At 67.6% G+C, this 10,816-nt stretch carries 10 protein-coding genes; 5 read left to right on the top strand and 5 right to left on the bottom strand.

The genetic code is table 11. The annotated features are described in order from the left end of the window. The first annotated feature begins 75 nt into the window (after positions 1 to 75). The 5 genes from ACE3TH_RS03975 (at position 76) to ACE3TH_RS03955 (ending at position 6,979) form a co-directional block, all read left to right on the top strand. On the top strand, positions 76 to 1,905 hold the full coding sequence (locus ACE3TH_RS03975; RefSeq protein ID WP_374597561.1) for an ABC-F family ATP-binding cassette domain-containing protein: 1,830 nt from the start codon (positions 76 to 78) through the stop codon (positions 1,903 to 1,905). Positions 1,906 to 1,948: 43 nt separating this feature from the next. Further along, on the top strand, positions 1,949 to 2,956 hold the full coding sequence (locus ACE3TH_RS03970) for an alpha/beta hydrolase (protein WP_374597559.1): 1,008 nt from the start codon (positions 1,949 to 1,951) through the stop codon (positions 2,954 to 2,956). A 709-nt stretch (positions 2,957 to 3,665) separates the two neighbouring features. Further along, positions 3,666 to 4,709 carry an ABC transporter substrate-binding protein gene (locus tag ACE3TH_RS03965; RefSeq protein ID WP_374597557.1) on the top strand — a complete coding sequence of 348 codons (1,044 nt, stop codon included), beginning with the start codon at positions 3,666 to 3,668 and terminating at the stop codon, positions 4,707 to 4,709. 105 nt (positions 4,710 to 4,814) lie between these two features. After that, positions 4,815 to 5,888, top strand: coding sequence for a hypothetical protein (locus ACE3TH_RS03960; protein ID WP_374597555.1), 1,074 nt, complete (start codon positions 4,815 to 4,817; stop codon positions 5,886 to 5,888). Continuing rightward, positions 5,885 to 6,979: a DUF2336 domain-containing protein gene (locus ACE3TH_RS03955; protein WP_374597553.1), complete on the top strand. Its 1,095-nt coding sequence runs from the start codon at positions 5,885 to 5,887 to the stop codon at positions 6,977 to 6,979. The genes ACE3TH_RS03960 and ACE3TH_RS03955 overlap by 4 nt, the downstream gene beginning before the upstream one ends. A 9-nt stretch (positions 6,980 to 6,988) precedes the next feature. On the opposite strand, the gene ACE3TH_RS03950 is transcribed toward ACE3TH_RS03955, so the two are convergent. The 5 genes from ACE3TH_RS03950 to ACE3TH_RS03930 form a co-directional block, all read right to left on the bottom strand. Further along, on the bottom strand, positions 6,989 to 7,696 hold the full coding sequence (locus ACE3TH_RS03950; protein WP_374597551.1) for a hypothetical protein: 708 nt from the start codon (positions 7,694 to 7,696) through the stop codon (positions 6,989 to 6,991). Positions 7,697 to 7,796: 100 nt separating this feature from the next. Next, positions 7,797 to 8,114 carry a S41 family peptidase gene (locus ACE3TH_RS03945; RefSeq protein ID WP_374597943.1) on the bottom strand — a complete coding sequence of 106 codons (318 nt, stop codon included), beginning with the start codon at positions 8,112 to 8,114 and terminating at the stop codon, positions 7,797 to 7,799. Positions 8,115 to 8,293: 179 nt separating this feature from the next. Beyond that, positions 8,294 to 8,722, bottom strand: a complete 429-nt coding sequence (locus ACE3TH_RS03940; RefSeq protein ID WP_374597549.1) for a MucR family transcriptional regulator — start codon at positions 8,720 to 8,722, stop codon at positions 8,294 to 8,296. A gap of 172 nt (positions 8,723 to 8,894) precedes the next feature. Further along, the gene (locus ACE3TH_RS03935; protein WP_374597547.1) at positions 8,895 to 10,115 is read right to left on the bottom strand and encodes a DUF2336 domain-containing protein; all 1,221 of its coding nucleotides are present in this window, start codon (positions 10,113 to 10,115) and stop codon (positions 8,895 to 8,897) included. 26 nt (positions 10,116 to 10,141) lie between these two features. Then, positions 10,142 to 10,816, bottom strand: a complete 675-nt coding sequence (locus tag ACE3TH_RS03930; protein ID WP_374597545.1) for a DUF6624 domain-containing protein — start codon at positions 10,814 to 10,816, stop codon at positions 10,142 to 10,144.

Below are 10,816 nucleotides of genomic sequence, written 5' to 3'. Positions count from 1 at the left end.
CCTGACGCGGCGCTTGCGCCCGCCGGCGGGCTTTCGCTGGCGAAAGCGCCCCGCCCTGTCTATACCGCCCGCCTCATGGCCGCCCGTCCCCCTCTCGTCGCCCTCAAGTCCGTCCGTCTGCAGGACGGTCAGCGCCCCCTGTTCGAGGGCGTCGATCTGGCCGTGGAGCCACGCAGCCGTGCCGCCCTGGTCGGTCGCAACGGGGCCGGCAAGTCGACCCTGATGAAGATGGTCATGGGCCTGATCGAAGCCGATGAGGGCGACCGCTCCGTCCAGGCGGGCGTCCGCTTCGCCTATGTGCCGCAAGAGCCTGACATTCAGGGTGACACCCTGCTGGACTACGCGTCCTCCGACGGGGCCGAGCGTTGGACGGCCGAGAGCTGGCTGACCACCTTCGGCCTGAACCCAGAGAAATCCACTCAGGGCCTGTCGGGCGGCGAAACCCGCCGCGCCGCCCTGGCCAAGGCCTTTGCCGAAGAGCCCGACCTGCTGCTGCTGGACGAGCCGACCAACCACCTGGACATCCTGGCCATCGAACTGCTGGAGGAGGAGCTGATCTCCGCCCGGTTCGCCATCCTGGTGGTCAGCCACGACCGCGCCTTCCTGAACCGCGTCACCAATGTCGTGCACTGGCTGGAGGGCCGCCGCGTCCGCACCCTGAACAAGGGCTTTGCCGCCTTCGACGAATGGTCCACCAAGGTCCAGGAGGAAGAGGCCCAGTCCCTTCAGCGCCTGACCAAGACCATCGAGCGCGAGACCGAAACCTTCTACCGCTCCATTACCGCCCGCCGCACCCGCAACGAGGGCCGAGCCCGCTCGCTGGAGCTCTTGCGCGCCGACCGCGCCGAGCGGATGAAGGACGCACCGCGCGAGCTGAACCTGGGCGTCGATTCCGGCACCACCTCCGGCAAGCTGGTGGCCGAGCTGAAGGGGGTCTCCAAGACCTTCGGCGACCGTCCGGTCATCAAGCCCTTCACCACCCGCGTCATCCGCGGCGACCGCCTGGCCATCGTCGGACCCAATGGCGCGGGCAAGACCACCCTGGTCAAGATCCTGCTGGGCGAACTCGCTCCGGATACCGGCACCGTGCGGCTGGGTGCCAATCTGGAGCCGGTCTATCTGGATCAGTCGCGCGAGGGGCTGAAGTCGGACATGACCCTGTGGGATGCCCTGACCCCGCTGGGCGGAGACTCCATCCTGGTGCGCGGCCATTCCAAGCATGTCGCCGCCTATGCCAAGGACTTCCTGTTCCAGGAGGGCCAGCTGCGCCAGCCGATCTCGACCCTGTCGGGCGGCGAACGTAATCGGCTGCTCTTGGCTCGCGCCCTGGCCAAGCCCGCCAACATGCTGGTCCTCGACGAGCCGACCAACGATCTGGACATGGACACGCTCGACAAGCTGGAAGAGCTGCTCGAGAGCTATGACGGCACCCTCCTGCTGGTCAGCCACGACCGCGACTTCGTCGACCGCCTGGCCACCTCGACCATCGCCATGAACGGCCGCGGCGACATCGTCGAAACTCCCGGCGGCTGGACCGACTTCATCCGCCAGAACCCCGGCTTCCTGAAGCCCGGTGCCAATCCCCGCCCTCAGGACAAGGCCGCCGCGGAACGCGCCGCCGCCTCCCCCGCTCCGGCCAGCCTCGCCGCTGCCCCGGCAAAGAAACCCGGCAAGTTGTCGTTCAAGGATGCTCACCGCCTCAAGGAGCTTGAGGGCCTGCTGGTCTCTCTCCCCCAAGATATCGAACGCCACGACGCCACCCTGGCCGATCCCGACCTCTACACCCGCGATCGCAAGGCCTTCGACCGCGCCACCGCCAATGCCGACCGCGCCCGCGCCCTGCTGGCCGCCGCCGAGGAGGAGTGGCTGGAACTGGAGGCGAAGAAAGAAGCGCTGGCGGGCTGACCGGTCGCATGGCGGTCCCGGCGGCAAGGACTAGGTTCACACCATGACCCTGACCCGCCACACCCTGCCCCTCAGCCCTGCCGAACTGAAGGCGGCACGACGCGTCAATGCCGTCATGGCCGTGACCCCGCGGCTGAAGATCAGCGGCTGGCGGCTGGCCGTCGGCACACGACTGAATGCGCTGGCCAGCCAGGCCTCGGGGCGGCTCTCGGCCGCGCGACTGGGCCGCAAGGGCATCGCCGTCTCCAGCCTGACCCTTCAGACCCCGGATGGACCTGTAGCCCTGCGGATTCTGGAACCCGCCGAACGGCCACGCGGAATCGTGGTGGACCTGCACGGCGGCGGCTGGGTGGTCGGCAGTGCAGCCCTGAACGACCGGCTGACGGCCCATTTCGTCCATGCCGGCTTTGTCGTGGTCTCGGTCGATTATCGCCTGCTGACCCAGGGGCTGGAGGACAGCCTGGCCGACGCCGTCGCCGATTGTACCCAGGCTATCCGCTGGGCCCGCAGCGAGGGGCAAGCACGCTTCGGGTCCGAGACGGTGCTGGTGATCGGCGAATCCGCCGGGGCGCATCTGGGGGCTCTGGCCATGCTCAAGCTGCGCGATGAAGGGGAACGGGACCTGCCGCCCTGCGCCTTTGTCCAGGGCGTGTTCGACCTGTCGGGAACGCCCAGCGTGCGGGCCGCGACCCCGCGGACGCTGCTTTTTGACGGCCCCAACCTGCAGCGCGACCTCGCCCGCCTGGCCCCCGACCGCGACGAGGCGGGCCTGCGCTCGCCCGACCTTTCGCCGCTCTATGCCGACCTGAACGGCATGCCTGCCGCCCTGTTCGTCATGGGCGAGGAAGATCCGCTCAAGGACGACAGCCGCCTGATGGCCGAGGCGTGGTCCGGACATGCTCCCACCACCCTGCTGGACGTGCCGACCGCGCCGCACGGCTTCCAGCATTTCGCCTCGACCACAGCCCGTGCCGCCCAGAGCTTCATCCTGCGCTGGCTGGATGCCCGGATGCAAAGCGAACCGGTTTCTGTGGACAACGCAAACCGCTGATCCGTCAGCGGGAATTCCGTCCGTCCACGGATATGCACAGGGTTACCCACCGGGGCCGGGGCGGTTCCGCACAGCCAGCCGAATTCGGGCGCTTGCCGTCTAACGGATTTGGCGCGAACGTCAACAGGCCGAGGGACACGGCGGCGCGGAAAACCGGGGAGACCCGGTATTCAAGCGGACCGGCCCGGCTCTCTGACCCAGGCGACCGGACCTCTTCGGAGGCGAGGACACGAAGGGCAGGATCAAGGCTCCTGAACGACGACGGCTTCGGCCGAGACGTTCACGGAGAACCGGATCGGGATCGACGGACGACGGGCGGCTTCGGCCAACCGGAATGCCAGAGACCAGGAGCGCGACAGGATACAGCCGACCTTCCTCAGGGCTTGCTCTGACGAAGCCGAAGCCAGGGTCCGAAACCTCAACGGCCAAGTCCAACCCGGACTTGGCGAGGGGACGAAGCAAACCGGTCCGCCGGGGAGCCTCGTCCCCTCGCTCAATTCTGGGCCCTATGGTCGCGACGCGGTCGCTCACGACTTGAGGGCAAGGGTGTGGCTACCGCTCGCCGCGCGGCGGCTCGCTGCTTGAGCCACCATTGTCCTCTCCCTCCCCTTCTGGGGAGGGTGGTCCCGCAGGGACCGGGTGGGGACGGTTAAGGCGACACATCCGCATCTCCCTTCCCTTACCCGCACCGCCGCCCTAAACCCGAGCCATGGCCTCCAGCGGCGACTCCTTCCTCAGCCCCCACCGTCGCGCCCTGCTGATCGGCGCGGGTGCAGCGGCGATCACGGCCACCGTCACCGCCTGCGACCGCACTCAGGCCCCAATCGACGAGGACGGTCGGGTCCGCTTGCGCTTCGCCACCGATGGCCCAGCCCAGGCGACGCACGGCGGCTTCTATCAGGCACTGGCATCGGGGGCCTACGAGAAGCGCGGTCTGACGGTTCAGATCATTCAGGGCGAGCCCGGCGGTGACGTGCCCCAGCGGCTGGCCAACACCTCGGTCGAGCTGGGTCTGGCGTCATCCAGCTTCCTGCCCATGAATCTGGTCGCCCAGGGTGCGCCGGTAAAAGCGGTCGCGGCCTTCTTCCAGAAAGACCCCCAGGTGCTGATCGCCCGGCCCGAACCGGCGGTCGAGGGCATCGCCGGACTGGTCGGTCGGCCGCTCTATTTGTCCGACAACGCGCGGGACACCGTCTGGCTGTGGCTGCGGGCCACCTATGGCTTTACCGACGATCAGTTGCAGCGGCTGGAGGGCGGCGATCTGGCCCCCTTCCTGGCCGACCGTGAGGCCGTTCTGCAAGGCGAGCTGACCCGCGACGTCGCAGCCGTGCAGAGCGCCGCCCGGTTCGAGCCGCGCGTGCTGATGCTGGCCGACGAGGGCTACCCGTCCTACGGCGCGATGGTCCTGTCGACCGACGCCTTCGCCCGCGACAATGCCGAGGCGCTGCGGGGCTTCATCGCCGCCTCGGTTGAGGGCTGGCGCGACTATATCCAGGGCGACGGCCGCGCCGCCGACACCCTGATCCGCCAGACCAACCCCGACATGACCCAAGCCGATCTGGATCAGGCCCGCGCGGCTCTGCGAAGCAACAGCGTGGTCAGCGGCGGCGACGCGGCCCTGTATGGTTTGGGGGCCATGACGCCCGAGCGATGGCAGGCGTTTTTTGAGGTGATGTCCCAGGCGGGTCTCTATCCCGGGGACGTGGATTGGCGCCGCGCCTTCACGACCGACTATCTGCCGGGGCGTGGATAACCCCGGCTTGCGGAACCGTTTACATAACAACGTACATTAGGAGCGAGTTAAGGGGCCTCCGGTAAAGGTCGAGGTTGAGCGATCCCTCGCGCGGAGCCTGTTCCCTTGCGCCGACCCGACCTGACCAACCCTTTGACTGCGACCGTCAGCGCACTGACCTTGGCCGGAACGCTCTGTCTGGCCGGTCAGGCCATGGCCCAGGACGCTGCTGCCCCGCGCTATATGAACTGGAACGGTCGTGGACCGGCCGTCATGCCGCAGGGTGTTCAGACGGCCTCGAACGAGACGACCACCCCGCGCCGCGCCAATACCCCCATCCCACACGGCGGCTTCGCGCGCGCCGCACCCCCTGCCGCCGCCCAGGCTGCCCCCGCCCGCCGAACCCTGACCCCTGCCAGCGCCTGGATCACGCCCGGCGCGTCCTACGGCATGGCCAGTGCCGTGGCTCCCTCCCGAGCCGCTGCATCGGCGGCAGTCGAGACGCGCGAGGTGGTGCCCACGCCCGCCCCCACCCCGACACGCATCCCGGTCGAGGCGCCCGTCGACCTGCCGCCGCCGCCGCGCGCACCCACCTACTCCCCCAATGTGGCCCCCCAGCCGCAGGCCCAGTTCCAGGCCCAGCGCCAGGACGATCGTCAGTTCCTGCCGGAATACCTCGCCGGTCAGGGCGGGGCCCAGCCCGCGCCGTCACAGGCCGTCTATGCCGACAGCCCGCGTCCGGCTTCGACCGCTGCCCCAACCTATGCCGAGCCGCAACCGGCCCCATCCGAGGCGGCCGACCCAATGGCCCCGCGCCGCGACGCCCCGATCTTCCGTCTGCAACGTCCGGCACCCGTCGCGCCTGCCCCGATCCCCGGCCCCTCGGCGGAGGCGGCCCCGTCCGCGCCGCAGGGCGACGCCGCACCCGCGCCACGCCAGATGGCCGCCGTCACCGCCAACCCATCCGATCACCCGGAAATGCAGCCCTCGCGCCGCTATTCCGTCCATCGCCAGAACGGCCAGCAGCCCGACGCCGTCGCCCTGCCCCAGCCGACCTATGTGGATGCCCTGGCCGTGACCCTGACCGACATGCCTGCGGGCCGCGACCTGGCCGAACCGGCCCCCGGTCCGAACCTCTACCGTGACAATCAGGGCCGCGTCCGCGCCGCGCCCGCCGCCTCCGACGGGGACCATCAGTGACGACCACCGCGGCCCCCTCTCGCCTGCCCCAGCTGATCGACCTCGCCCAGGACAAGTCCAGCGAGAACCGCCGCGCCCTGCTGCGCGAGCTGACCGACCACTTCTTCGGCACCACGCCCCGCACCGACACCGAAGACGCGCTGTACGGCCAGATCCTGACCCAGCTGGCCAGCGACATGGAAACCGCCGTCCGTGCCGAGTTGGCCGCCCGGTTCGCCAATGCCCTGGACGCCCCGCACGGCCTGGTGCGCAATCTGGCCCACGATGTGTCCGAGGTTGCGGGCGTCGTCCTGGCCAAGTCCAAGGTGCTGACAGACAGCGATCTGGTCGAGGTCGTCAACCGCCGCACCCAGGCCCATATGCGGGCCGTCTCGCAGCGCGAAACGGTGTCCGAGGTCGTCTCCGACGCCATCATCGACAAGGGCGACGACATTACCCTGGGCACCCTGCTGCGCAACGACGGGGCCCGCCTGTCGCGCCAGGGGTCCGAGGCGGTAGTCGAGCGGGCCAAGGCCAACCCCGATCTGCATGAGGCGACGGTCCAGCGCGCCAGCCTGGAACCCGACCTGCTGAACGAGATGTATTTCGTGGTCGAGGCGCGTCTGCGTCAGCAAATCCTGGAAAAGAACGCCCGCCTGGACCCCGCCCTGCTGGAAAGCGCCCTGTCCGCCGGGCGTGCTCGCGTCGCGGCCGAGGACGGCATCCTGCCCGCCGACTATTCCGAGAGCCTGGCCTATGTCGAGGAACTGCGCGCCGCCGGCCAGCTGACGCCCCAGATGCTGGCGCGCTTCCTGCGCTCCGGCTCCAAGACATCGTTCCTGATCGCGCTGGCCCAGCTGGCGGACATCGACTTCCACACGGCCAGCAAGATCGTCGAACGGCGCGAGCTGGATGCCCTGGCCGTCGTCTGCAAGGGCGCGGACCTGGATCGGGCCCTGTTCCTGACCTATGCCGTGGTCCTGCTGAACGACGACGGCGACGCCATGGGCAAGGCCCAGTCCTATGCCCGGATGTATGGCGAACTGACCAGGGAAGCCGCCATGCGCACCCTGCGCTTCTGGCGCATGCGCCGGACGGCCCAGGCGGCGTAAGGGGCGCTCCTAACGGCTCAAGACCGCTCCCAGAATACCGATCATACCAACCAGGACGCCACTGAACCCGGCCGAAATCTGAACCGCGATCATCAGGACCAGGCCCTTTCCGATGCCGCCGAGGCGTGTCCGGAACCATCGTCCCGGCCCCATGCGCACGAAGGCGATAACGCCCAGCGCCATGATCACCAACGATACGATGAAAGCCACGGGGCTGGTGCCATAGCCCCACCACGCCAAAGGCATCATCGGCACGGTCCAGGCGCATAGCCAGCCGAAGGCTGCCCGAAAGCCCCTGCGCCAGCCCAGGTTGTCCTTGTCCCACCACCGCAGCAGAGGCGTGGCGGCCAAGGCGAAGAACAGGGACGCCAAGGGGACCATCACCAGGGTCATCCAGCCGTCGGCATCGGCAATGAAGGCATCCCGCGACTTGCCGGATTGTTCAATCGCGGGGCCCAGCACCTCGGGCGGATAGCCTTCCAGCAGGTAACCGGCCCCGCCCTGTAGGAACAGGATCAGCATCAGTATGGCGTTCAGCGCCAGATACAGCCGCAAGGGCCGGGCATAGAGACCCCCACCCTCGGCCCCGCCTTCCATCCACGCCTTCAGCACTGTCGCCGGACGCAGCAGCAGGTCCCTGACCGTCACCAGCTCGCGCCCGCCCATGCCCAGCACGTCTTCGGCCAGATCGCTGCCGGGTTTACTTGTCTCGGTCATGATCGTCCCCCTGCCGCCAGTGATAGCCTGATTGGCGACGAAGCCAACCCGGTTCGTGTCTCCACCCTCGCCGGGCGGAGAAGGCAAGCCAAAGGCCGGATCAGCGCGACGTCGGCCGGGTCCTGGTCAACCACCGGGTCGCAGCCTGCAGAACAGCCTCTTCATTCCCCCTCACCTGTTGATCGGGCACCACCCCGACCTCCTCGGCGACAGCTCCACCGGGCGTGCGAAAATCAGCGAAAGCCAGGCGAAGGACATAGCCGTCAGGCATGGGGAACATGCGCGAGGCCAGCATGGCACCCGCCGTCGTCGATCCAAACAGGCGTGCGCGGCGGGTTTCTTTCATGATCGCCGCCATGGCCTCGGAAGCACTGCCTGTGCGAAAGCGCCCTGCGTTGTGCCGGCCAATGCCAGGCATCCCATGATGGCAGCGATCATGTTTCGCATCGAAATCTCCCCCGAGAGCCCGAATGATCCACATAACGCCGTCATGGCGCAAGATCGCAAACTTGGTGCGCGCGCGTCGGGCCCAGACGCCAGAACGCCCGCCACCGTGGCCGGTGACGGGCGTCTCGATCTCAGTCAGTCAGCCGCTAACTACTTCTTGGCGCGGGTGGCGCGGGCGGGTTTGCGGCCGCCCTGGCCCAGGCCCATCTGCTTGGCCAGGTCCGAACGGGCCTTGGCATAGTTGGGGGCGACCATGGGGTAGTCCTTGGGCAGGTTCCACTTGGCGCGGTATTCTTCGGGGCTGATGTTGTACTTGGTGCGCAGGTGGCGCTTCAGCGACTTGAACTTGCGGCCGTCTTCCAGGCAGATCAGATAGTCGGGCGTGATCGACTTTCGCACCGAGACGGCGGGTTCCTTGACCTCGGGCTCGACTTCGACGACGCCGGTCGAGATCTGCGACAGGGCGGCGTGGATGCTGGAAATCAGTCCGGGCACTTCCGCCACCTGGACGTTGTTGTTGCCGACATAGGCCGACACGATGTCCGCCGTCATTTCCAGAAGTTGTGCGTTTTCTTCCATGGTCTTTGGCCCCAGATGTTGTCGTCAGATATTCTGACAGAATCGACAGATCAAAACGATCGTCGTTGCCGCCGCTATTAGGTTTCTTTGCCGCATCACGCAATGCTGTAATGAGAGGGCTGCGTACCGGCACCCAAAGCACAGCGTTCAGTCTTGCTGACCGCTCGACTGATCAGCGACCGAAGTTGTCGGCCAGGGCCATCATGGCGGCGCGTTCGGACGGCGAGTATTCGTTCTGCATCTCGTCCTCACCGTCTCGGATGGCCCGCAAGAGAGCCGGCGTCAGCGCCGATGACAGGGACCAGTTCCAGTAACGCAGCACCGTCTGGGCCCGATCGACGGCCAGCATGTCATAGGTGACCTGAACCCGTTCCCAGGCCGGAGCGACGTCGCCGTTCGCCGTCACTTCCGGACGCTTCATCGATCGCCACAGCCCTGCCAGATCGCCCTTCGTCAGCCCTGTCGCCTTGCACAGAATGGCCAGAGGCTCACCTCCGACATCGCCCAGGATCTTGGCCCCGGTCAGAGGCTTGACGCCCGAAAGATAGGAAATCTCGGCGGCGATCTCTCGGTTCAGCCCGATTTCGGCGGCGGCGGCGACGGCCTGTTCCAGCCCACCATAGGGACTGCGTTCGATGGCCGCGCGGTTGCGCTGGCGACGCTCGATGAACTGCAGGGCCTTGCGCGAGACGGGGTCTTGCCAGCCCTCGTCGGCGGCGATGGCGAAGATGTCTTCGGACACCTCCTGCATGACCTCGCGCGAGACAGCGAACCTTTGCAGGATGGTGCGGCGATCCTCCGGCCCGCACCACCAGAACATCACATAGGCCGCCGAGGGTCGCAGCTCCGGCCGTCGCAGCAGGTGTTCGCACAGATCGACATTATGCCGGCTCAGGCTGACGACACCCTCGATGGCGGCCTGACCCAACTTGGCGTTCCGGTTCTTCAGCACCGCCGCGATGACGTCGGCCTCGCCAAAGCTCATGACCGTCTCGGTCACGACCTCGCTGATCCCGCGCCGCTCGGCCATGATCAGCCGGTGCTCGCGATCCGTGTCGCGCGCGCAGGCGGCCAGATCGGCATCGGTCAGGGAGGCGCAGTGTTCGATCAGCAGACCCGCGATATCCGGCTCGTCCCTCAGCAGCATCCGCGCCAGGGCGTTGGGAATTTCCGACAGCACGGCCAGACGCTGAGCCACACGCCGCCGATCTTCCGAGGTCGCCAGGCTGAGCATCTCGACCAGCAGATCGCCGACCACCGCCCGCTCGAACGCATTGATCCGGCTGGCCGGCAGCGACACGACATCGGCCAGCCGCTTCAGCAACGCGTGGCGCGCGCGGAACTGCGCCTGCGCATTCGGCTCGTCGTCGGAAATGTGGGCCGGTTCGGACATGAAGCCCGAGTCTAGGCCGGACGCGGTTAACCGGGAATGGATGCCTCGGCGGCGCATTGCCGATCGTAGAACGGCAAGAGTTCCGACCAGCGGATATCCAGACGCAGTTCGGCCCGCGCCGTCTCGACGGCCTCTGCGCTCTCGACGCTGCTACGGTCGAAAACGCCATCGCGGCAGGGACGGTGGGTGCCGTAAATCTGCAGACCGGTGCGCGCCATGCTGACGCGGTCGGCCATGGCGGTATAGTTGAACGCGCTCAGTTCGCCACGCTGGTAGGCGGCCCGGACGTCCGGCAGCCAGCGCTCGCGCAGGGCCGTGCCGCCGTCCTCGTCAGGCGCATGCTGAACGATCAGCCAGACAGCCTCCTGAAATTGAGGAGCCCAGGTCGGCCAGCCATGACGGTCCAGGATTGCTTTCACGCGAGGCAGATTGTCGGTATCGACCTCTGTCCAGATGGTCTGACATTGCTCCGGCGTCGCAGCCGCCCCGTAGCGGGCATGACAGTCGAGATTCAGCAAGGCGTCCTGCCGCACACCCTGGTCCGCCGCGCGGCGCAATTCCAGCTCCTGAACCAGACAGTCCCGATCCTCAAGGGTGCACGCCAGGGCATGCGCAGCCCGCAGGTTGGTCAGAGGCGAGGTCGGCGAAGCCGCGTCCTGCCCCGTCACCAGAGCGAGCGCCAGCAATGCCGGGGCCAGCAA

Source organism: Brevundimonas sp., assembly GCF_041919755.1.
GTDB lineage: Bacteria > Pseudomonadota > Alphaproteobacteria > Caulobacterales > Caulobacteraceae > Brevundimonas.
This window is presented reverse-complemented; position numbering and strand designations above follow the sequence as displayed.

Bases quoted from the DNA above. Each gene is read 5' to 3' on its own strand.
- ACE3TH_RS03950 (WP_374597551.1), bottom strand. From the start codon at position 7,696: ATGACCGAGACAAGTAAACCCGGCAGCGATCTGGCCGAAGACGTGCTG.
- ACE3TH_RS03940 (WP_374597549.1), bottom strand. From the start codon at position 8,722: ATGGAAGAAAACGCACAACTTCTGGAAATGACGGCGGACATCGTGTCG.
- ACE3TH_RS03965 (WP_374597557.1), top strand. From the start codon at position 3,666: ATGGCCTCCAGCGGCGACTCCTTCCTCAGCCCCCACCGTCGCGCCCTG.
- ACE3TH_RS03975 (WP_374597561.1), top strand. From the start codon at position 76: ATGGCCGCCCGTCCCCCTCTCGTCGCCCTCAAGTCCGTCCGTCTGCAG.
- ACE3TH_RS03935 (WP_374597547.1), bottom strand. From the start codon at position 10,115: ATGTCCGAACCGGCCCACATTTCCGACGACGAGCCGAATGCGCAGGCG.
- ACE3TH_RS03970 (WP_374597559.1), top strand. From the start codon at position 1,949: ATGACCCTGACCCGCCACACCCTGCCCCTCAGCCCTGCCGAACTGAAG.
- ACE3TH_RS03945 (WP_374597943.1), bottom strand. From the start codon at position 8,114: ATGCCTGGCATTGGCCGGCACAACGCAGGGCGCTTTCGCACAGGCAGT.